Source organism: Aeromonas sp. sif0611, assembly GCF_019218845.1.
Taxonomy (GTDB): Bacteria; Pseudomonadota; Gammaproteobacteria; order Enterobacterales; family Aeromonadaceae; genus Aeromonas; species Aeromonas media.
Map to the genome: position 1 here is coordinate 244,173 of NZ_JAHUWU010000001.1, position 20,843 is coordinate 265,015.

Annotated in this window: 16 protein-coding genes; 11 read left to right on the plus strand and 5 right to left on the minus strand. The window is 64.5% G+C overall.

Translation table 11 applies throughout. The features are described 5' to 3' along the window. Positions 1–68 precede the first annotated feature (68 nt). Both KW824_RS01135 and KW824_RS01140 read right to left on the minus strand, forming a co-directional pair. The gene (locus KW824_RS01135; protein ID WP_218408637.1) at positions 69–1,226 is read right to left on the minus strand and encodes an acyl-CoA dehydrogenase family protein; all 1,158 of its coding nucleotides are present in this window, start codon (positions 1,224–1,226) and stop codon (positions 69–71) included. Positions 1,227–1,306: 80 nt separating this feature from the next. After that, complete coding sequence (locus tag KW824_RS01140; protein WP_218408638.1) at positions 1,307–2,818, minus strand: CoA-acylating methylmalonate-semialdehyde dehydrogenase; 1,512 nt, start codon at positions 2,816–2,818, stop codon at positions 1,307–1,309. 276 nt (positions 2,819–3,094) lie between these two features. On the opposite strand from KW824_RS01140, the gene KW824_RS01145 reads away from it, so the two are divergent. The 9 genes from KW824_RS01145 (at position 3,095) to KW824_RS01180 (ending at position 14,874) form a co-directional block, all read left to right on the plus strand. Then, a complete protein-coding gene (locus KW824_RS01145) occupies positions 3,095–4,243 on the plus strand; it encodes an isovaleryl-CoA dehydrogenase (protein ID WP_218408639.1) in 1,149 nt (382 codons plus the stop codon). 55 nt (positions 4,244–4,298) lie between these two features. Then, a complete protein-coding gene (locus KW824_RS01150) occupies positions 4,299–5,933 on the plus strand; it encodes a carboxyl transferase domain-containing protein (RefSeq protein WP_218408640.1) in 1,635 nt (544 codons plus the stop codon). A 10-nt stretch (positions 5,934–5,943) separates the two neighbouring features. Further along, a complete protein-coding gene (locus KW824_RS01155; RefSeq protein ID WP_218408641.1) occupies positions 5,944–6,798 on the plus strand; it encodes an enoyl-CoA hydratase-related protein in 855 nt (284 codons plus the stop codon). Next, positions 6,795–6,929, plus strand: a complete 135-nt coding sequence (locus tag KW824_RS20920; protein WP_256351215.1) for a hypothetical protein — start codon at positions 6,795–6,797, stop codon at positions 6,927–6,929. Before KW824_RS01155 ends, KW824_RS20920 begins: the two co-directional genes overlap by 4 nt. Then, the gene (locus KW824_RS01160) at positions 6,926–8,887 is read left to right on the plus strand and encodes a biotin carboxylase N-terminal domain-containing protein (protein WP_218408642.1); all 1,962 of its coding nucleotides are present in this window, start codon (positions 6,926–6,928) and stop codon (positions 8,885–8,887) included. The genes KW824_RS20920 and KW824_RS01160 overlap by 4 nt, the downstream gene beginning before the upstream one ends. Next, complete coding sequence (locus KW824_RS01165) at positions 8,884–9,855, plus strand: hydroxymethylglutaryl-CoA lyase (RefSeq protein ID WP_218408643.1); 972 nt, start codon at positions 8,884–8,886, stop codon at positions 9,853–9,855. Before KW824_RS01160 ends, KW824_RS01165 begins: the two co-directional genes overlap by 4 nt. A gap of 72 nt (positions 9,856–9,927) precedes the next feature. Beyond that, positions 9,928–10,341, plus strand: a complete 414-nt coding sequence (locus KW824_RS01170; RefSeq protein WP_041206952.1) for a MerR family DNA-binding transcriptional regulator — start codon at positions 9,928–9,930, stop codon at positions 10,339–10,341. 268 nt (positions 10,342–10,609) lie between these two features. After that, positions 10,610–13,513 carry a DUF748 domain-containing protein gene (locus tag KW824_RS01175; protein ID WP_218408644.1) on the plus strand — a complete coding sequence of 968 codons (2,904 nt, stop codon included), beginning with the start codon at positions 10,610–10,612 and terminating at the stop codon, positions 13,511–13,513. A 764-nt stretch (positions 13,514–14,277) separates the two neighbouring features. Further along, a complete protein-coding gene (locus KW824_RS01180; RefSeq protein ID WP_218408645.1) occupies positions 14,278–14,874 on the plus strand; it encodes an acetate uptake transporter in 597 nt (198 codons plus the stop codon). A gap of 78 nt (positions 14,875–14,952) precedes the next feature. Here the strand turns inward: KW824_RS01180 and KW824_RS01185 are convergent, their stop codons facing one another. Then, positions 14,953–15,762 (minus strand): M90 family metallopeptidase, encoded by an 810-nt coding sequence (locus KW824_RS01185; protein ID WP_218408646.1) that lies wholly within the window; start codon positions 15,760–15,762, stop codon positions 14,953–14,955. Positions 15,763–15,781: 19 nt separating this feature from the next. Then, positions 15,782–16,213, minus strand: a complete 432-nt coding sequence (locus KW824_RS01190) for a GNAT family N-acetyltransferase (protein ID WP_218408647.1) — start codon at positions 16,211–16,213, stop codon at positions 15,782–15,784. Positions 16,214–16,519: 306 nt separating this feature from the next. Between KW824_RS01190 and KW824_RS01195 the strand changes: the two genes are divergently transcribed. Further along, the gene (locus KW824_RS01195) at positions 16,520–18,019 is read left to right on the plus strand and encodes a sodium:alanine symporter family protein (RefSeq protein WP_041205868.1); all 1,500 of its coding nucleotides are present in this window, start codon (positions 16,520–16,522) and stop codon (positions 18,017–18,019) included. A gap of 69 nt (positions 18,020–18,088) precedes the next feature. Here the strand turns inward: KW824_RS01195 and KW824_RS01200 are convergent, their stop codons facing one another. Beyond that, on the minus strand, positions 18,089–18,895 hold the full coding sequence (locus KW824_RS01200; RefSeq protein ID WP_218408648.1) for a crotonase/enoyl-CoA hydratase family protein: 807 nt from the start codon (positions 18,893–18,895) through the stop codon (positions 18,089–18,091). 159 nt (positions 18,896–19,054) lie between these two features. On the opposite strand from KW824_RS01200, the gene KW824_RS01205 reads away from it, so the two are divergent. Continuing rightward, complete coding sequence (locus KW824_RS01205; protein WP_218408649.1) at positions 19,055–20,842, plus strand: putative nucleotidyltransferase substrate binding domain-containing protein; 1,788 nt, start codon at positions 19,055–19,057, stop codon at positions 20,840–20,842. The last annotated feature ends 1 nt before the right edge of the window (position 20,843 follow it).

Below are 20,843 nucleotides of genomic sequence, written 5' to 3' on the forward strand. Positions count from 1 at the left end.
TGGCGCCTAAATTCGGCTGGTTCACAAAGCCTGACGACGGCACTGCATCCGTCAGAGAGAGTGCCCCCCTACTCCAGCGACAGACCCGGGTCTCCCAGCAGGCGGCGGGCGATGATCAGCCGCATCACTTCGTTTGTGCCTTCCAGAATGCGGTGTACCCGGGTGTCGCGCAGGTAACGCTCGAGGGGGTATTCGCGGATATAACCATAGCCACCAAAGAGTTGCAGAGCCTCATCGCAGACGCGATAGCCCACGTCGGTGGCAAAGCGCTTGGCCATGGCGCACCAGGCGCTCTTGTCCGGGCTGCCGCTGTCGAGCTTGGCGGCGGCCTGGCGCACCAGCAGGCGGGCGGCAGCGAGCTCGGTGACCATGTCGGCGAGGCGGAACTGCACGCTCTGGAATTCGCTGATCGGGTGCCCAAATTGCTGGCGCTGCTGCACATGGGCCAGGGCGTCGTCGAGGGCCTGCTGGGCAGTGCCCACCGAGCAGGTCGCGATGTTGATGCGCCCGCCATCCAGCGCCTGCATGGCAAACCTGAAGCCCTCCCCCTCCTGCCCCAGGCGGTAGCGGGCGGGAATGCGAACCCCGTTGAAGGCGACCTCCCGGGTGGGCTGGCTGTTCCAGCCCATCTTCTCCTCCGCCTTGCCATAGACAACCCCCTGGCTGTCGGCGGGCACCATAAAGGCAGAGATCCCTTTCGACCCCTCGCCACCGGTGCGAGCCATCACCACCAGCACGTCGGTACTGCCGGCCCCCGAGATGAAGACCTTGCTGCCCTCGATCAGGTAATCATCGCCATCGCGCACGGCGCGGGTCTTGAGGGCGGCGGCATCCGATCCCGCCCCCGGTTCGGTGAGGCAGTAAGAGCCCAGCAGCTCGCCGCTGGCAAGCTTCGGCACCCACTCTGCCGCCACCTCGGCCGGCAGCCAGGTGCCCAGCATCCAGCTCACCATGTTGTGGATGGTCAGATACGCCGTGGTGGAGGTGCAGCCCATGGCCAGACGCTCGAAGACCAGACTGGCGTCGAGCCGCGGCAGGGCGAGCCCGCCGTACTGCTCAGGGGTGTAGAGGCCACAAAAGCCGAGCGCAGCCGCCTCCTTGATGGTGGCAACGGGGAACTCGTGCTCTTTGTCCCAGCGGGCGGCGTGAGGTTTGAGCGCCTCGTTGGCAAAGGCGGTGGCGGCCTCCATGTAGGCCTGCTGATCCTCGGTCAGGGTAAAGTCCATCTTGTTCGCTTCCTTGTGCTTGTTCGTTCAATCCGAGTGCCCGGTGCCATGGCCCGGACATCATTTGCTGCATCCCGCCGTCAACGCAGGTGGATAGTCATGTTGGGGCCGCTGGGAATGTCCTCGTCGAACCAGCGTTCGGTCACCGTCTTGGTCTCGGTGTAGAAGCGCACCGCCTGCTTGCCGTAGGCGTGCAGATCCCCGTAGAAGGAGCCACGCCAGCCGGTGAAGGAGAAGAACGGCAGCGGCACCGGGATGGGCACGTTGATCCCCACCTGACCCACCGCTACCTCGTGACGGAACTTGCGGGCCGCGGCACCGCAGCCGGTGAAGATCGAGGTGCCATTGCCGTAGGGGTTGGTGTTGATGAGGGTCAGCGCCTCGTCCAGGCTCTCCACCTCCAGGCAGGCAAGCACGGGGCCGAAGATCTCCTCCTGATAGATGCGCATCCTGGGGGTCACGCCGCGAAACAGGGTGGGCCCCACCCAGTTGCCCACCGGGTAGCCGGGCACGTCACAGAAGCGGCCGTCCAGCAGACACTCGGCCCCTTCCTCAATGCCTGCTTCGATCAGCCCCTCGACTCGTACCTTGGCTTCCGGGCTGATAAGAGGGCCGTAGGCCGCCTGCGGATCGTGCCAGACCCCGGGTTTCACCTTGGCAAACTCGGTGGCAAGCTCCGGGATCCAGTCGCGGGCACTGCCCACGAAGACCGCCACGCTGATGGCCATGCAGCGCTGACCGGCGGCGCCCACCCCTGCCCCCACCAGATTGCTCAGCACCTGCGCCTTGTTGGCATCCGGCATGATCACCATGTGGTTCTTGGCGCCGACGAAGCACTGGGCGCGCTTGAGGTGCTCGGTGGCGGTGCGATAGACGTGCGCCCCGACCCGGGCCGAGCCGACGAAGCTGACCGCCTTCACATCCGGATGACTCAGCAGCGCATCCACCTGCTCGGCGCCGCCGTGCACCACCGAGAGGATGCCCGCTGGCGCCCCCGCCTCGGTGAACAGCTCGGCCAGGCGCATGGGGGTCAGGGGATCCTGCTCGGAAGGCTTGAGTACAAAGCCGTTGCCGCAAGCCACCGCCAACGGGAACATCCACAGCGGTATCATGGCCGGGAAGTTGAACGGCGTGATACCGACACAGACCCCCAGCGGCTGCACCCAGGAGTGGCCATCCACCCGGCGCGCCACGTTGCCCATGGTCTCCCCCATGGTCTGGCTGGCAATGCCGCAGGCCTGCTCCACCACCTCGATGCCGCGCCAGACGTCCCCCTTGGCATCCGCCAGGTTCTTGCCGGTCTCCCGGGCCAGCAGGGTCGCCAACTCGTCATGATGGACTTTCAGCAGATGCTGATAGTTGAACATGACCCGGGCCCGCTCGGGGGCCGGCACCTCCCGCCACAGCAGGTAGGCGTCGTGAGCGCGGCGCACGGCCAACTCCACTTCCTCGGCGGTGGCCCTCGGCACCCGCGCCAGCAGGCTCTGATCCGCCGGGTTGGTCACCTCGATCCACGCCTCGCTCGCGGAGGGGTACGCCTCGCCGCCAATATAGAGCGGCAGATCGCCGTACTGGGTGTGGTATTGGCTCATGCCGCACTCTCCTTGGCTGCACACTGGCTGGCACTACGCCAGGCCCCCTCAGGCAGACCGGCAGGCCGGATGCACTCGCTGCTCATCTTGCTCACTCCTTGTGTTTGCCCGCACGGGGAATGCCCCTTGCAGTCGGCACTCAACGAATTTACCTTAGACTAACAATTCATTTACGTTTACGCTAACGTAAACTTAAATCACAAATGGACTGACCAGTTAACCCTCCTTTTTCGGGAGCGTGGCACCGGTGAGCACCACAAACCAAGGAGAGCAAGGATGCATGCCCTGATGGATGAAACCCTCCGCGCCCTGACCGAGCAGGTCGAGGCCTTCTGCCAACAAGTCATAGCGCCGCGCGCCGCCGAGATTGACCAGAGCAACGCCTTCCCGCGCGACCTCTGGCCACAGATGGGTGAGCTCGGGTTGCACGGCATCACGGTGGCGGAAGAGTATGACGGGGTAGGCCTCGGCTATCTGGCCCATGTGCTGGTGATGGAGCAGGTGAGCCGCGCCAGCGCCTCGGTCGGCCTCTCCTACGGCGCCCACTCCAACCTCTGCATCAACCAGATCCACCGCCACGGCACCCCTGATCAGAAAGCCCGCTATTTACCTGATCTGGTCAGTGGCAAGCACGTGGGGGCGCTGGCCATGAGCGAGCCGGGGGCCGGCTCCGACGTGGTCAGCATGCGCCTGACCGCCGTGCGCGAGGGCGATCACTTCGTGCTCAATGGCAACAAGATGTGGATCACCAACGGTCCGGATGCCGACACCTTCGTCATCTATGCCAAGACCGATCCGGCCGCCGGGGCCAAGGGGATCTCCGCTTTCATCGTCGAGGCGGGCACCCCGGGATTCACCACGGCCCAGAAGCTCGACAAGCTTGGCATGCGCGGCTCCAGTACCTGCGAGCTGGTGTTCGACCACTGCGCCGTGCCGGCAGAGAACCTGCTCGGCGCCCTGCACGGCGGGGCCCGGGTGCTGATGAGCGGCCTCGACTACGAGCGGGTGGTGCTGGCCGCCGGCCCCCTTGGCATCATGCAGGCCTGCATGGATGTGGTGCTGCCCTATGTGCGCGAGCGCAAGCAGTTCGGCCAGGCCATAGGCGAATTCCAGCTGGTGCAGGGCAAGCTCGCCGACATGTATACCCGGCTCGCCAGCAGCCGCGCCCTGGTCTACTCGGTGGCTGCGGCCTGCGACCAGAACCATACCAGCCGCAAGGATTGCGCCGCCGCCATCCTCTTTGCCGCCGAGAACGCCACCCAGATGGCACTCGATGCCATCCAGTTGCTCGGCGGTAATGGCTATATCAACGAATACCCCACCGGTCGTCTGCTGCGGGACGCCAAGCTCTACGAGATAGGCGCCGGCACCTCCGAGATCCGCCGCTGGCTCATCGGCCGCGAGCTGATGGGAGATAACGCATGATGCTGCTCCCTTTGTCACCTGCCATCGGCAACAACAACCAGATGGGAGAGATCGCATGAGCCAGATCCACTCCCGCCTGGATACCACCAGCGCCGAGTTTGCCGCCAACAAGGCAGCGATGCGGGGGCTGGTCGAGGATCTCAACGCCCGCCTCGCCGAGATAGCCCTGGGCGGTGGCGTGGCCAACAACGCCCGCCATCAGGGGCGCGGCAAGCTGTTGCCCCGCGAGCGCATCAACCAGCTGCTGGACCCGGGCTCCCCCTTTCTCGAGCTCTCGGCGCTGGCCGCCTGGCAGGTCTATGACGAGCCGGTGCCCGCCGCCGGCATCATCACCGGATTGGGCCAGATTGTGGGTCGGCTCTGCCTGCTGGTGGTGAACGACGCCACCGTCAAGGGAGGCACCTATTACCCGCTCACGGTGAAAAAGCACCTGCGTGCCCAGGCCATCGCCGAGCGGCTGCGCCTCCCCTGCCTCTATCTGGTGGATTCCGGCGGTGCCTTCTTGCCGATGCAGGATGAGGTGTTCCCCGACCGGGACCATTTTGGCCGCATCTTCTATAACCAGGCCCGCATGTCGGCCCAGAACATCCCCCAGCTGGCCGTGGTGATGGGGCTGTGCACCGCAGGCGGCGCCTACGTGCCCGCCATGGCGGACGAGTCGATCATGGTCAGGGAGCAGGCCACCATCTTTCTGGCGGGCCCGCCGCTGGTCAAGGCCGCCACCGGCGAGGAGATCAGCGCCGAGGCCCTGGGGGGCGCCCTGGTGCACTGCGCCCACTCCGGGGTGGCCGATCACCTGGCCGAGGACGATGCCCATGCCCTGGCTATCGCCCGCACCCTGGTTGGCAATCTTGGGGATCCCCCCTCGCAATCGAGAGATGTTCCGGTGTTGGGCTTCGCAAACTCAGCACCAACCTACGACGAACCGCTCTATCCCATAGAGGAGCTCTACGGCCTGGTGGGCACCAGCCTCAAGCGCTCCTATGACGCCCGGGAACTCATCGCCCGCCTGGTGGATGGATCCGTGTTCGATGAATTCAAGGCGCTGTTCGGCACCACGCTCGTCACTGGGTTTGCCCGCATCCAGGGCATGCCCGTGGGGATCCTCGCCAACAACGGCGTACTCCACAGCGACAGCGCCCAGAAAGGGGCCCACTTTATCCAGCTGTGCAACAAACGCGCCATTCCCCTGCTGTTCCTGCAGAACATCACCGGCTTCATGGTGGGCAGTCAGGCGGAAAAGGAGGGGATCGCCAAGCACGGTGCCAAGCTGGTCACCGCCGTGGCCTGCAGCCGGGTACCCAAGATCACCCTGATCGTCGGCGGCAGCTTCGGCGCAGGCAACTACGGCATGTGCGGCCGCGCCTATGAGCCCGATTTTCTGTTCAGCTGGCCCAACAGCCGCATCTCCGTCATGGGGGGCGAGCAGGCGGCCAACGTACTGGTGCAGGTGCGTCGGGACAAGCTGGCGGCCGACGGCAAGACCCTGGACGAGCAGGAGGCGGATGCCATCCGCGCCCCGGTCATCGCACAGTATGAATGCCAGGGTCACCCCTACTACGCCAGCGCCAGGCTCTGGGACGATGGCGTGATCGATCCTGCCCATAGCCGCACCGTGCTGGCCCTGGCGCTGGCCGCTTGCCAGGGAGCCAATCCCGGGCCCGAGCAATACGGCATCTTCCGGATGTAAGGAGTTCGACATGTCCGACCCACTGTACAATGACCCCCTGGCAGGCTGTCGGCTGGAGCGCCACGGTCCGCTGGTTGAGCTGGTGTTGGCACGCCCCGCACGCCACAACGTCCTCGACGCCGATCTGATGCAGGAGCTGCTCGATTGCCTCGATGATCTGGCCCATCGCCACGGCCAGCCGCTGGCAGAACGCCCCCATGTCCTGCTGCTGCGGGCAGAGGGCCGGCACTTTTGTGCTGGCGCCGACCTCAACTGGATGCGCAACCAGCTTCAGGGCGACTTCGATCCCACCTCGTTTGAAAAGAACCGGGAAGATGCCCGGGTACTGGCCAGGCTGATGCAAGCCCTGGACGAGCTCCCCTTCCCCACCGTGGCGCTGGTGCAGGGGGCGGCCTATGGCGGGGCCCTCGGTCTGCTCTGTGCCTGTGACATCGTACTGGCCAGCGACGACGCCCGCTTCTGTCTCTCAGAGGTGAGCCTGGGGCTGGTACCTGCGGTGATCAGCCCCTATGTGGTACGCGCCATGGGAATGCGTCAGGCCCGCCGTTACATGCTGAGTGCCGAGCCCTTCGATGCCATCACCGCCTGCCGCCTCAACGTGGCGCACCGGCTCTGCACGCCGGATCAGCTGCTCTCGGAGGGCCGGGCCTTGGGAATGCGGCTGTGCCGCAACGGCCCGGAGGCGATGAAGGAAACCAAGCGGCTGCTGGCCGCCATCGAGCACCAGCCCGGCCATCAACACGAAGAGATCACCGTCGAGACCATAGCCCGGGTACGGGTCGGACTCGAAGCCCAGGAGGGGATGCAGGCCTTCTTCGACAAGCGCCCCCCCAGCTGGCGCCCCCGTTTCAAGGATGAAACATGACTCAATACCAGCCCATCAAACGCCTTCTTGTCGCCAGCCGCGGCGAGGATAACCGGGGGGCGGATCAACGCCTTGCCCCCCTCGATCTCTTCATGAACGAGTTTGCCTTTATTCACCAGGAGCAGACATGACACATCAGGCTCCCATCAAACGCCTGCTGATCGCCAATAGAGGCGAAATCGCCGTGCGCATCATCCGGACCGCACGCCGCCTCGGCATTCACACCATCGCGCTCTACTCGGACGCCGACGCTCGCGCCATGCATGTGCGGGAAGCGGACGAGGCCTGGCACCTGGGGCCCGCCCCCGCGCGGGAGAGCTACCTCGACGCCGCCAAGGTGCTGAAAATTGCCAACGCGGCCGAGGCCGACGCCGTGCACCCCGGCTACGGTTTTCTGTCGGAGAACAGCAACTTTGCCAGCGCCTGCACCAGCCAGGGGCTGCGCTTTATCGGCCCAAGTGGCGCCGCCATCCTCGCCATGGGGGACAAGTCCGGCGCCAAGGCGCTGATGCAGGCGGCCGGCGTCCCCGTGCTGCCCGGCTATCACGGCGCAGATCAGGGAACGGCGCTGTTGCGTGATCAGGCGCACCTGGTCGGCTTCCCGCTCCTTATCAAGGCCGCCAGCGGTGGCGGCGGCAAGGGGATGCGCCGGGTCGAACAGCCAGGCGAGTTTGACGAAGCGTTGGCGGCGGTGAAACGAGAAGCCCTGGCCGCCTTCGGGGATGACAGGGTGCTGCTCGAGCGCTACCTGGCCCGCGCCCGTCATGTGGAGGTGCAGATCTTCGCCGATACCCTCGGCAACGCCATCTACCTGGGGGACAGGGACTGCTCCTTACAGCGCCGCCATCAGAAAGTAATAGAAGAAGCCCCCGCGCCGGATATAGCACCCACGCTTCGCCGCGCCATGGGCGAGGCCGCCGTGGCCGCCGCCCGGGCCATCGACTATGTGGGGGCCGGTACCATCGAATTTCTGCTGTGCGGGGACGAGTTCTTCTTCATGGAGATGAACACCCGGTTGCAGGTGGAGCACCCGGTCACCGAGGCCGTCACCGGCCAGGATCTGGTGGCCTGGCAGTTGGCGGTCGCCGAGGGCAAGCCGCTGCCGCTGACTCAGGAAGAGGTAGTGCTGCGCGGCCATGCGGTGGAGGCGCGCCTCTACGCCGAGGACGTAGGGGCAGGCTTCTTGCCCGCCAGCGGCCCCATCCAGTGGCTGCACTGGCCACAGGGGGTACGCATCGACACCGGCGTCGCCGCCGGCGATGAAGTCAGCCCCTATTACGATCCCATGATCGCCAAGCTGGTCGCCCACGGCCAGAGCCGGGCCGAGGCCTTCGCCAGGCTGGCCGATGCCCTGGCGGCCCTGAGTCTCGGCCCCCTGGTGCACAACGGCCCGCTGCTGCTGCGCCTGTGCGAGGAGCCGGACGTACTGGCCATGGCACACCACACCCAGTGGCCCATTCCGACCGAATCGCTGGCCACCCCGACCCTCGCCTGGCCGCTCGCCACCCTCTGGCTCGCCAGCCGCACCGGCCCCTCCCCCTGGCAGCAGGCCCCCGGTTTTCGGCTGGGCGACCTCAGAAGCCTGACGGCGGCGGTACGGATCGGCGAGGAGGCCCGGGTGCTGACCCTTGCAGAGCGCGCCGGTCGGCTCACATGGCAAGGGGAAACCTACCCCTATGAGCTAGGTGTGGATCATATCCGCCTGCAGCGGGCGGGCCGCTGGGTGCACTGCCCCATCACCCCGGCGGCAGACGCGGCTTTCGTGCTGCAGCTGGATGGCCGGCGCATTCCCTTCGCCGCCGATGATCAACGCCATCGACCACACCATGATCACGACACGGCCCAGGGCGCCGTGGCCCCCATGCACGGCATGGTGGTGGCACTGCTGGTCGAGGTCGGGCAATCCGTCAGCAAGGGGCAATCCCTGCTGGTGCTGGAGGCGATGAAGATGGAACACGTCTTGAAAGCAGACAAGGAGGGGGTGATCACAGCCCTCTCCTGCCGCCAGGGGGATCAGGTGAGCCAGGGCGCCGTCCTGGTGCACTTTGCCGACCCGAGCACAGAGAACGCCGAGGGAGGTGCAGCATGAGCAAGGAGCATGGCACCCCCGTCGACAGGGTCAGCCTGGTGGAGGTGGGGCCGCGGGATGGCCTGCAGAACGAACCCCGCCTGTTGTCGCTGGCGCAGCGGCTTCTGCTTATCAACCGCCTCGCAGAGAGCGGCCTGCAGCGCATCGAGGTGGGGGCCTTCGTCTCCCCGAAACGAGTGCCGCAGATGGCGGACTCCGCCGAACTGTTCAAGGCCCTGCCGCGCAAGGGAGCGACCCGCTATGGTGCCCTGGTGCCCAATTTGCAGGGCCTGCAGGCCGCGATCCAGGCCAGGGTCGACGAGATTGGCCTCTTCACCGCCTGCTCAGACGGCTTCACCCGCGCCAACATCGGCATCGGCGTCGAAGAGTCACTGATCCGCTTCGCCCCTCTGGTGGCTGAGGCTCGCCGCCTCGGCATCAAGGTGCGGGGTTACCTCTCCACCGTCATCGCCTGTCCCTATGACGGCCCGACCCGCCCGAAACGGGTCGCCGCCCTGGCCGAGCGGCTGCTGGATCTCGGCTGCCACGAGATATCCCTCGGCGACACCATAGGGATAGGCACCCCGGGCACCGTCGCCCCCATGCTGGATGCGGTGCTGCACGAAGTCCCGGCCGGCCGGCTCGCGGTGCATTTTCACGACACCTATGGCCAGGGGCTCGCCAACCTGTTGCCGGCACTCGAGCGCGGCATCCGCACCATAGACTGCTCGGTGGCAGGGCTGGGTGGCTGCCCCTATGCCCCTGGGGCCTCCGGCAACGTCGCCTCGGAGGAGGTGGTCTATCTGCTGCACGGCCTTGGCATGAGTACGGGGGTAAACCTCGACAAGCTGGCCGCCACCGGTCAGTGGGTGAGCGAACTGCTCGGCCGTCCCAACGGCTCGCGAGTCGGGCAGGCGCTCCATGCCAGGGCCAGAGAGCTGCAGCCAGGACTCGATGAGATAGCACAAGGAGAGTGCCATGACCTCTGAAAGCGCCCCCACCGGGGAGAAGAGCGGCAGCATGTCGTCATGTCAGGAGGTTGACCCATGCAGGATCAGGCCATGAGAGGCGGCAGTTTCTGCGGCAAGGAGAGAACCTACAGCATCTCCGAGCTGGCTCAGGAGTTCGACATCACCCCGCGCACCATCCGCTACTACGAGGACGAGGGGCTGATCACCCCGGCCCGGGAGGGGCAGACCCGCATCTACAGCCACAAGGACAGGATCCGCCTGAAATTGACCCTGCGTGGCAAGCGGCTCGGCTTCAGCCTGGCGGAGATCCGCGAGCTGTTCGACATGTATGACACCGACCGCTCGAGCCGGATGCAGCTGCACTCCATGATCCAGCTCATCGAGGCCAGGCGTCACTCCCTGCGCCAGCAGCTCGAAGATATCCAGATGGTGATGGCAGAGCTGGATGCCGCCGAGCAGCGCTGCATCCAGTCGCTGAGCGGCTTGAAAACCGACGGGGATTGACTGAATCTGGGGGCATCTCGCCCCCGGAGTCCCCTATGTCGCAAAGGTGCATCCCATATGGCAAGCCCCGGCCCAGATCTTGGCAAAATACCCCCATGACCCCACCACACCAGTCAGTCGCGGCATGCCTGGGTACCCTTGGTGCTTGCCAACGGGCGAAACCTGGCCTGGATCGCGCAATATTTCCCCAACGCGGTCAGAGTGCGGCGCACCTCATGAGTCCTTTCCATGAACAGGGCCCGATTTATTGCTACCATGTGCGCATCCAATGGAGACCATCATGCTCAAGCCTCTGCCCGCTCGCCTGTTGCGTTACGCCCTCTATCTCTGCGCCGCCCTGCTCGTTTCCCTCTCCATCTTGCTGTGGCAAGCCCCCAACCTCATCCAGCGCCACCTGCCGGGCTGGCTCGCCACCCATTATGGTCTGCAGCTCACCCTGGGGAAGATAGAGGTCGGGCTGCGCTCTCCCTCCCTCACCCTGGGGCCCAGCGCCCTGCTCGATGAGCGGCAGCAGCCCCTGGTGTCATTTGAAGAGCTGAAGGTCATTCCCGCCTTGAAAGCGAGCTGGCAACAGCGCGCCCTGGTGCTGGAGGAGCTGACCCTGACCACCCCCAAGGTGGATCTTGTGCGTCTGGCGGACAACAAGGGAGAGGTTCGCTTCAATCTGACCGAGGCCCTGACCCCCCTGCTCGACTCCCTGCAAACCAGGGAGCAGGCAGCATCGACCGGCGAGCCCCTGGTGGTGAGCATCGGCAGACTGGCCCTGGTCCAGGGACAATTTCACTATCGGGATAGCCGCAAGCAGCGCAGTCCGGGCTGGGTGCCGCCCCTCACCCTTGGCAAGCTCGCCCTGCAGTTGCCCGATTTTTCCAGCGCGCCGTCGGCCCTCAACCGCTATCAGCTGAGTGCGACCCTCAATGAGAAGAGTCCCCTCAAGGCCGACGGCGAGTTCAACATCATCACGGGGACTGGCAAGGGGCAGCTCAGCCTCGGCAAGCTGGCGATCGCCCCCTTCGCTCCTCTTTGGGCACCCTATGTCAAGGCCACACTGGCCAGGGGAGAGGCCAGCGCCGAGCTGGCGTATCGGCTCACATCCGGCAAGCAGGGTCTGGCATGGCAGATCGCCAAGGGCAGGCTGACCCTGGCCAACTGGCAGCTCAAGGGGGCAAAGGGCGGCGAATTTGCCCGCTTCAACCAGCTGGCCCTGACCGGGATCCGGGTCGATGGCAGCAAGCAGAGCCTTGAGCTGGATACCGCCACTCTCAAGGCCCCCGCCGTCACCGCCGTCCTCGACCACCACCAGCAGTTGGACCTCGCGGAGCTTCTGATCCCCCAGCCAGCCCCCAAACCGGACAAGAAACCGGCCAAACCCGCCAAGCCCTGGCGCTGGCAACTCAAACAGGCCCGCATCAGCCAAGGGGCGCTCAAGCTGACCGAGTCCAGCAGCGGCAAGCCCCTGCTGCGGGATCTCTCCGGGTTGGATCTCACCCTGGGCCCCCTCGGCAGCCAGACCGGCCAACCCAGCCCCCTCACCCTGACCGGCACACTCCCTCCCCAGGCGACGGTGGCCATTGATGGCACCCTGGATCTTAGTCCCTTCGCCCTGAACGGCACCCTCAAGCAGCAGGGCCTGCCGCTCACCCTGGCGCAGCCCTACCTGCAGGATCTGCTGCGCATCAGCGTGCGGGACGGCATGCTTGCCAGCCGCACCCGGCTGGACCTGGCCACCAACGACAAGGGGGCCCTCAGCAAGCTGGACGTCAGTGGCGGGCTCGACATCGAGGGGCTCGATGTGCTGGATCGGGCCGACAACCAGCGCCTGCTGCAGATAGAGAAGCTGCAACTGAGCGGGCTGCACTATGACGGCATCGGCCAGCAGCTGAAGATTGCCGACATCCTGCTGAGCAAGCCCTTCGCCCGCATCGAGATAAGCGAAACGGGCGTCACCAACGTCCAGCAGTTGCTGCTGCCGCAACCGGCCAGCAAACAGAGCGCGCCCGCACCGCATATCCTCATCGACCAGGTCCGCACCACCCAGGGCAACCTGCGTTTCGCCGACCGCAGCCTGAGCCCGGAATTCGTGGTGGACATCGCCTCCCTTGAGGGCCAGAACCGCCACATCAGCAACACACCGGGCCAACGCTCCGAGCTCGCCTTTCATGGCAAGGTGGACAGATACGCCCCCGTCACCATCCGGGGGGGCGCCAACCTGCTGATCGACGATCCCGTGCTCGACGTCGCCGTGGCCTTCAACAACCTGGAGCTCACCACCTTCACCCCTTACTCCAGCACCTATGCCGGCTACGCCATCGACAAGGGGCAGCTCTCCATGAAGCTCAACTACAAGTTGCAAGGCAACCGGCTGGAGGGAGACAACGACATCACCATCAAGAAGCTGCAACTCGGCGAGAAGGTCAAAAGCGAGCAGGCCAGGGATCTGCCGCTGGGGCTCGCCATCGCCCTGCTGAGCGACGCCAGCGGCGTCATCAAGATGAACCTCAAGGTGAAGGGCAACCTGGATCAGCCGGATTTCAGCCTGGGCAACATCTTCTGGGACGTGCTCGGCAACACCTTGAGCAAGGCCATCACCTCCCCCTTCTCCCTGCTGGCTTCCCTGACAGGGGGCACCAAGGATCTCGATGAGCTTCCTTTCCTGCCCGGCGATCCCGCCCTCACCCCGAGCCAGCAGAGCAAGCTGACCACCCTGGCTCAGGCACTGAAAGACAGGCCCAGGCTCAGCATGAACATCCGCGGCAAGGTCAACTTCAACGAGGAGCGCCCCATCTTGCAGCGCCAGAAGCTGGAGCGGGTGCTGGCCAAGCTGACCGGCAACCCGGTGGATCTCGCCCTGCTGGAGCAGGACCCCGCCCTGCAGAGTGCCCTGGCCGAGGCCTATGAGGCCAAGTTCAACGAAGAGCTCGGCACCCTGGCCGACCGGCTGCAACTCGATGAAGGGAGCGGTGCCCTGCGCACCCAGGCGGTGATCCTGCTGCGGGACCAGCAGCTGATCACCGCCAAGTCCCTGCGCAACCTCGCCATGCGCCGTGCCCAGAACACCAAGGAGTACCTGGTGGATACCCAGGGCATCACGCCGGATCGCCTGTTCGTGCTCGATAGCCAGGTCAAGGAGAGCGACAAGGAGGCCAAGGTAGTCCTCACCCTGGATAATTGAGCCACTGTGATGGCCCCGCGAAGGGGGGATTCCCCCTTCTGGCTCGCGCTCTCTGCCCCTCTTTCTGCTCCCTTCTCTGCTCGCCTCTTTGCTTGCTTCCTTGCTGGCCACACGCCCTTGGCCCTGCACCATCCTTTGCGCATAAGCACCAACCCACCCCATGGGCGGGTGGAAAATCCGGCGCTCCCACACAGGCCAGCTTCCAGGTGGTGAGCAGACCGCCTCTGTAAACCTGCGCTCCCCTCAAGCCGGTTGGCAGCAGATATGCACGCCTTCCTTTTCCTCGTGCTTCCTGAAGGAAGATTCCAGGCTCCGCTGGCCGGTCTCCTGTGTCGGGACCAGCACCACGCCCCTGCCCGGTCCTGAGGGCGCCTCTGCCTGGCATCGGGGCTGTGCCGTCAATCAGCAGAGGGTTCCAGAGGATCAAGTGGTGCTGAACACCTCTTGTCTGATGGCATATGAGGTGAATTTTCAACCCAGGCATCGCTTGTTCCAGCGCGCGGTGGGCCCGCAAACCGGTCATCGCGGCAGACGCTCCTTTTGTTACCCGTTTTCATTTCGGGAGCCTTTCATACAAAAAAGCAACATTGAAAACGTTATCCATTCACCCGTCGTCTACCTGAATGACACGAATGGTTGGTCACTTAAAATTTCCTGTCATTTTTTTACCATTTAGCCTCCTCACCCCCTTGCTCGGGGCCGAGAGCCTGCCTAAAATCGCGCGTCTTTTATCAACCCCCACCTCTATTTTTGGAGAACGCCACGTGAGCGAAAAATTGGCCAACCCTGCCCCTCTGGGTCTGATGGGTTTCGGTATGACCACCATTCTGCTGAACATCCATAACGCAGGTTTCTTCCCCATCAGCGCCATGATCCTGGCCATGGGTCTGTGCTATGGCGGTCTGGCCCAGATCATCGCCGGCATCATGGAGTTCAAGCGTGGCAACACCTTCGGTGTCACCGCCTTCATCTCCTACGGCACCTTCTGGTGGAGCCTGGTGTTCCTGCTGGTGATGCCGACCATGGGTCTGGCCGAAGCCACTCCCCACGCCTACATGGGCTGGTACCTGCTGATGTGGGGCATGTTCACCCTCTTCATGCTGGTGGGCACCGTCAACTTCCCGCGCGTGAAGCAGTTCGTGTTCGCCTCCTTGACCGTGCTGTTCTTCCTGCTGGCCGCCCGTGACTTCACCGGCAGCACCGTGATCGGCACCATCGCTGGTTTTGAAGGGATCATCTGCGGCGCCAGCGCCATCTACCTGGCCATGGCCACCGTGATCAACGAGCAGTTCGGCCGCACCGTGCTGCCCATCGGCGATCACAAGAAGGCCGCCGCAGTCCAGCTCAAGGCTGCCGCATAATCTGCCGCGCCCCGGCGCTCGCGCCCATGCAAAAGGCACCCTCGGGTGCCTTTTGTTTTTCTGTCGCCGGGACGCCAGTCAGCTGTGCAGCTCACCATCTCCCGCCAGCAATCGGGTGGCCGGAAAACGGGCGGCAGGCTGCTGACCGTAGAAGCGGGTGAACTGCTCATATACCGCCGGATAGGTGTCGCGCAGGCGCAGGGGCTCGGTGAAGAAGCTCTCGCTGCACACCGCGAAGAACTCGGCGGGGTGCGTGGCGGCATAGGGGTCTATCTGCGTTACCTCTCCCCTGGCCAGCGCTGCATTCATCTCATCGAACGCGCTCTGCAGCGCCTGGGTCCATTGCCGCTGATCCATGCTGCTCGGGAGCGGCGGCCCCCCGTCGGCATCCCCTCCCAGCATGTCGAGCTTGTGGGCCAGCTCGTGGATCACCAGGTTGAAGCCATCCCAGTCCCCATCCTGCTGCAACTCGCTCCAGGCCAGCACCAGGGGTCCCTGGGGCCAGGACTCGCCGGCGTTCTCCTCTTCAAACTCGCTCACCAGCCCGAACTCGTCCTGCACCTCCTGACGGCGGGTCACGGGTTCGGGGATGATGATCACCTCGTGAAAACCGCGATACCACTCCAACCCCAGATGCAGTATGGGCAACACCGCCTGCAGGGCCAGCACCCCCTGCTGACGGGGTGTAAGCTCGACCCCGAGCTGGGTCAGCGTCTTGCGGGAGAGGAAGTGGCTGGCCAGTTCGATCAGCTGCTGCTCTTCATCGCGGGAGAAGCCCTGCAAGATGGGCACGGCCGCCAGGGCATGCTGCCACTCCAGCGCTCCCAAGGCATGACTCTCAGCAGGGGATGCAAGACCGAATACCGCTTTCAACCTGGACCAGAACACACAGACTCCTCATGCCACATCAGAATAATTTCACGAACCGTTTCGGCCGCTCGCCATACCCTTGCGCCAGGTAGAAGCGGTGAGCCCCCTCGCGCTTGAGGCTGCTGGAGAGCTCCAGCTGGCTGCAACCCGAGGCCAGCGCTCGCGCCTCGGCCGCCGCCAGCAGCCGGGCCCCCATGCCGCCGCCCCTTGCACCTTCATCGATAACCAGCGCCGAGATCAGGCCCCAGGCTGGTGCAAGGTGCATGGGTTGCAACCGATGCCATACCAGCACCCCGACCATCTCCCCATGATAGAGGGCCACCAGCACCTCCCGGGCCGGATCGGGTTCGGCCAGCCGCCCGTCCACCGCATCGACCGGGGTCGGATACCCCAGTTGCGCGAACAGCGCTGACAGCAGGGCGCCATCGCCCTGCTCGGCGAGACGAATGGTGCAGTCATTTTCTTTCATTGTCACTCCTGGCCTCCCATTTGCATTATCCCCTCTGAACCCTGGATACGAAAAACATGCACCTGCAAGTTCCGAATCTTGTCCAGTTCCATTCACCATTTGTTAATGTCAATTCACAAATTAACAAAGTGACAACACTTTTCACTAGGAAGGGTCGATACAAACCGATATGTTAAATCCCGCGGACTAACCAGTCGAAAGTCCCGCACAATACTGAGTGACCCCCTTGGTCACCGCATATTTCAATATTAAGGGAGCGAGGCATATAGACCTCGCCAAGACAGCGCAACAAAGGAGTTGTTGTACATGAATGAGATCGTCAATGCCATCAATGGCGTGATTTGGAGCCCAGCGCTCATCTATCTGTGCCTGGGGGTGGGCCTCTACTTCTCCCTGCGCAGCCGTTTCCTGCAACTGCGTCACTTGAAGGGCATGATACGCCTGATGTTCCAGGGCAAGGGCAACGATGCCGGTGTCTCCTCCTTCCAGGCGCTCTCCATGACGCTGGCCGGTCGGGTCGGTACCGGTAACATCGCCGGTGTCGCCACCGCCATCACCTTCGGGGGCCCGGGCGCCCTGTTCTGGATGTGGATGGTCGCCTTCCTCGGCGCCAGCTCCGCCTTCGTGGAGTCCACCCTGGGTCAGGTCTACAAGGAGAAGATCAACGGCGAGTACCGCGGCGGCCCGGCCTTCTACATCGAGAAAGGGCTCGGCATGAAGTGGTACGCCTGGACCTTCGCCATCGCCACCATCTTCGCCTGTGGCGTGCTGCTGCCGGGGGTGCAAGCGAACTCCATCGGCTCCAGCCTGCAGACCGCCTTTGACATCGATCCGAACGTCACCGCCGCCGGTCTGGCGCTGCTGCTCGGCTTCATCATCTTCGGCGGCGTGAAACGCATCGCCAACTTCGCCAGTACTGTGGTGCCCTTCATGGCGCTTGGCTACATCATCGTCGCCTGCGTCATCATCGCCCTCAACATCGGCCAACTGCCCGGTGTGATCCTGCTGATCTGGAAGAGCGCCTTCGGGATGGAAGCCGGTTTCGGTGCCATTCTGGGTCTGGCCATCATGTGGGGTGTCAAACGTGGCGTTTACTCCAACGAAGCGGCACAGGGCACGGGGCCACACGCCTCCTCCGCCGCCGCGGTAAGCCACCCCGCCAAGCAAGGCCTGGTGCAGGCGTTCTCCGTCTACATTGACACCCTGTTCGTCTGCTCCGCCACCGGTTTCATGCTGCTGATTACCGGCCTGTACAACGTACAGGGACCGGACGGTGCCGCCATCTATACCGGCATCGCCGGCATCGCGGCCGGCCCCGGCTATGTGCAGACCGCCATGGAGAGCATGATGCCCGGCTTTGGCAACTACTTCGTCGCCATCGCCCTGTTCTTCTTCGCGTTCACCACCATAGTGGCCTACTACTACATCGCCGAAACCAACATCGCCTTTATCAACCGCAAGATTAACCGTCCCTGGCTCACCTTCCTGTTGAAGATCGCGCTGATGGCTGCCACCGTCTATGGTACCGTCAAGACCGCCGATCTGGCCTGGGGCCTCGGTGACATCGGAGTCGGTCTGATGGCCTGGCTCAACATCGGTGCCATCCTGATGTTGCAAAAACCGGCCTTCGCTTGCCTCAAGGATTACGAGGCACAGCTGGCGCAGGGAATTGATCCCGTATTCCACCCGGAGAAACTCGGCATCAAGAACGCCGACTACTGGATTGACAACCGTGCCGAGGTCAACCTGATGCGCGAGCAAACCGGCCATCCCTTCGAGGCAGACCCGGATATCGTTGCCAAGTGATCAAAGGGCACAATGCAAAATGGCAGCTTCGGCTGCCATTTTCATTTGCGTTGCATTGGTGATGCGAACTCAGAGCGCGTTGCGGCGGGGTCCAAACGGCAGGCGCCAGCGAAACAGGCTGTTGAGGGTCGCCCGCCACTGGTTGGGACGCCCCAGGATCTGCTGCTGCAAACGGGTCTCTTCTTTCAGCATCACCTCATCGCTGCGGGCCCAGGCCTGATGGTAGAGCTGCTTGATCCCCGCCAGCGCATCCGGTGACTTGGTGATCAGGGTCCTGGCGAACTCCCGCGCCGCGTCGAGGGGATCCTCGCAGACCCGGCTCACCAGCCCGAGCGCCCTGGCCTCCTGGGCATCCAGCTCGCGGCCACTCATGGCCAGCTCCATGGCCACGTCCACCCCCATCAGATTGCGCAGGGTGACGCTGCCACTCATGTCGGGGATGATGCCCCACTTGATCTCCATCACCGAGAAGCGGCAATCCGGGGTGCTGAAGCGAAAATCGGCCCCGAGCGCGATCTGCAGGCCGCCGCCAAAACAGACCCCCTGAGTCACCGCGATCACCGGCACCGGCAACTGGTGCCAGCCGTAGGCGACCCGCTGGGCCAGGTTGGTCGCCTCATCCGCCTCGCGCCTCAATATTTCCAGGGCCGCCACCGGCTGCCTCAGCATGGATTTCACATCCAGCCCGGCGCAGAACGCCCGCCCCTCGCCGTGCAGGATCACCGCCCGCAGTCCCTTCTGCCGCGCCAACTGGTTCAGCGTCTCGTCGATGGAGCCAAACATGGCCCTGTCCAGCGCATTGAGCTTGTCCCCCCGGGTCAGCATCACCTCGGCGATGCCGTCCCGGATCTCGCACCTGATCCTTGGCTTGTCCATTTTCTTCCTCTTCCTTGTGCCGAAACTGGTCATACCACAACGTTACCAGAGTGTGATCGACAGGTACAGGGAGGCCAGCCCCGCTCTGCGACTAAAGTCGGCTGGCCCCGCGCCAGCCCCTTTGCCAGACTGGCCCCATGCTCACGGCCGAGAATAGCCATGTCACTCCTGTTCGATTTTGCCCGCCCGCCGTTTGACTGCCTGGACGTGGCTGCCCGTGAACAACTCGGCCAGCGCCTCAGCATCTGCTACTTTCGCGCCGGTCAGACGGTGCTGCACCCCGGGGACGAGCCCGCCGGCCTCTATCTCGTCATCAAGGGCGCGGTGGAGGAGTCGGCGCCCCACCAGCCCTTCGGCGACTATGGCGTGGGGGACATGTTCGACGTGCGTGCCCAGTTCGATGGCCGCTGCCGCCATCGCTTCAGCGCCCTGGAAGACACCCTCTGCCAACTGATCCCCCGCGACACCTTCCAGGCGCTGTGCGACGCGCACCCCCCCTTCGCACACTATTTCACCGCAACCCTGGCCGAGCGCCAACGAGAGCAGGAGCGGCGCGGCCAGCTCGGACAACAGAACCTGGCGGAATTCATCCTGACTCGCATCGACCCCGGTCATCTGCAGCCAGCCCTGCAACTGGACAGCCAGACCAGCCTGCTGGTCGCGAGCGAAGCCATGGCCAGCCGGGGCACCGATTGCCTGCTCTATCCCGCCGCTGACGGCAGTCTGAGCCTCTCCACCCGCAAGACCCTGCTCCATGCCCTGACCCTCAAGGGACTGCCCCTGACGGCGCCGCTCGCGGTGCTGACCCCGGCCCCCCTGATCGGCCTGGCGCAAGGCAGCTATCTGTTCGATGCCCTGCTGCTGATGACCCGCCACCGCATCAAGCGGCTGGTCATCTGGCAGGGGCAGGAGGTGGTGGGGATCCTTCACCTGACCCAGGTGCTGGGGCTCTTCTCCACCCACTCCCATGTGCTGACCCTGCGCATCGCTCGAGCCGACAGCTTGCCAGCACTGGAGGCGGTGGCACGGGAGCAGCAACAGCTGACCCGCTCCCTGTTTGCCCAGGGGATCCATACCCTGTTTCTGATGAAGCTCATCGCCACCATCAACGAGCAGTTGATCGCCAAGGCCTTCGCCCTGGTGATCCCCCCCGAGGTGCAGGAGCAGGTGTGCCTGCTGATGCTGGGCTCGGAGGGACGCGGCGAGCAGATCCAGAAGACCGATCAGGACAATGCCCTGATCCTGCAAGATGACCTGGATTGGCCCGCTCGACAGGCCGATCTGGCCGCCTTCAGCGCCCTGCTCGAGCGCCTGGGCTATCCCCCCTGCCCGGGGCGGGTGATGGTCAGCAACCCGGACTGGGTGAAGGGCGCACAACAGTGGCAGGACGAGATAGAGCAGGCGTGCGTACGTGCCAGCGAGGCCGATCTGCTGTGGCTCGCCACCCTGGCCGATGCCCAGGCCATCATGGGGGATCGTCCTCTGCTTACTCCCCTCGCCCGCCACCTGAGACAGTGCCTGGCCGACAGGCCGGATCTGCTGGCGGAGATGGCCCGGGCGGCGGTCGCCTTCCACACCCCTCTCACCCTATTTGGCCGGCTGGAGCAGGCCCCCGAGGGGCTGGATCTCAAGCGGGGCGGCCTCTTCCCCCTGGTGCACGGCCTGCGGGTGCTGGCCCTGGAGGCAGAAGTGCTGGAGACCTCGACCCTGGGACGGATTGACGCCCTGGTGGCCATGGGGCGCCTCAGCCCCGACTATGGGGCCAACCTAGCGGAAGCCTTCCGGTTGTTTGTGCGGCTGCGGCTGCGCAGCCAGCTCAAGGATGGCAACAGCCGGGTACTGGTCACCGAACTCGCGCACGGGGAGCGGGATCTGCTGCGCCATGCCCTGCATCAGGTGAAGAAGTTCCAGCAGTGGCTCACCTTGCACTTTCGTCTTAGGCAATAGC

Excerpts from the sequence above, each read along its gene's own strand:
- KW824_RS01135 (WP_218408637.1), bottom strand. The coding sequence starts at position 1,226 with ATGGACTTTACCCTGACCGAGGATCAGCAGGCCTACATGGAGGCCGCC.
- KW824_RS01140 (WP_218408638.1), bottom strand. The coding sequence starts at position 2,818 with ATGAGCCAATACCACACCCAGTACGGCGATCTGCCGCTCTATATTGGC.
- KW824_RS01145 (WP_218408639.1), top strand. The coding sequence starts at position 3,095 with ATGCATGCCCTGATGGATGAAACCCTCCGCGCCCTGACCGAGCAGGTC.
- KW824_RS01150 (WP_218408640.1), top strand. The coding sequence starts at position 4,299 with ATGAGCCAGATCCACTCCCGCCTGGATACCACCAGCGCCGAGTTTGCC.
- KW824_RS01155 (WP_218408641.1), top strand. The coding sequence starts at position 5,944 with ATGTCCGACCCACTGTACAATGACCCCCTGGCAGGCTGTCGGCTGGAG.
- KW824_RS20920 (WP_256351215.1), top strand. The coding sequence starts at position 6,795 with ATGACTCAATACCAGCCCATCAAACGCCTTCTTGTCGCCAGCCGCGGC.
- KW824_RS01160 (WP_218408642.1), top strand. The coding sequence starts at position 6,926 with ATGACACATCAGGCTCCCATCAAACGCCTGCTGATCGCCAATAGAGGC.
- KW824_RS01165 (WP_218408643.1), top strand. The coding sequence starts at position 8,884 with ATGAGCAAGGAGCATGGCACCCCCGTCGACAGGGTCAGCCTGGTGGAG.
- KW824_RS01170 (WP_041206952.1), top strand. The coding sequence starts at position 9,928 with ATGAGAGGCGGCAGTTTCTGCGGCAAGGAGAGAACCTACAGCATCTCC.
- KW824_RS01175 (WP_218408644.1), top strand. The coding sequence starts at position 10,610 with ATGGAGACCATCATGCTCAAGCCTCTGCCCGCTCGCCTGTTGCGTTAC.
- KW824_RS01190 (WP_218408647.1), bottom strand. The coding sequence starts at position 16,213 with ATGAAAGAAAATGACTGCACCATTCGTCTCGCCGAGCAGGGCGATGGC.
- KW824_RS01195 (WP_041205868.1), top strand. The coding sequence starts at position 16,520 with ATGAATGAGATCGTCAATGCCATCAATGGCGTGATTTGGAGCCCAGCG.
- KW824_RS01200 (WP_218408648.1), bottom strand. The coding sequence starts at position 18,895 with ATGGACAAGCCAAGGATCAGGTGCGAGATCCGGGACGGCATCGCCGAG.
- KW824_RS01205 (WP_218408649.1), top strand. The coding sequence starts at position 19,055 with ATGTCACTCCTGTTCGATTTTGCCCGCCCGCCGTTTGACTGCCTGGAC.